Below are 503 nucleotides of genomic sequence, written 5' to 3' on the forward strand. Positions count from 1 at the left end.
TGATCCTCGGTGCCGGTGTCGCCGGGCTGCAGGCCATTGCCACGGCCAAGCGCCTGGGTGCAGTGGTCGAGGCTTCGGACGTGCGTCCGGCGGTGAAGGAGCAGATCGAATCGCTCGGCGCCAAGTTCGTCGACGTGCCGCTGGAGACCGACGAGGAGCGCGAATGCGCCGAAGGCGTCGGCGGCTATGCGCGGCCGATGCCGGCCTCGTGGATGGCGCGTCAGGCGCAGGCGGTGCACGAGCGTGCGCTGCAGTCGGACATCGTCATCACCACCGCGCTGATCCCGGGCCGCAAGGCGCCGACGCTGCTGCAGGAAGCCACTGTCGAGCAGATGAAGCCCGGCTCGGTGATCGTCGACCTGGCAGCCGGCCACGGCGGCAACTGCCCGCTGACCGAGATCGACCAGGTGGTGGTGCGCCACGGTGTGACCATCGTCGGACACGCCAACCTGGCGACGCTGGTAGCGGCCGACGCCTCGGCGCTGTACGCCCGCAACCTGCTG

1 pseudogene is annotated in these 503 nt (G+C 70.2%); it reads left to right on the forward strand.

The window, feature by feature from the left end:
* A pseudogene (locus CXQ96_RS17970) lies at positions 1-503 on the forward strand (NAD(P)(+) transhydrogenase (Re/Si-specific) subunit alpha); the annotation flags it as partial.

The sequence above is a fragment of the Arthrobacter sp. B1805 genome (assembly GCF_002929745.1).
Lineage (GTDB): Bacteria > Actinomycetota > Actinomycetes > Actinomycetales > Micrococcaceae > Arthrobacter_D.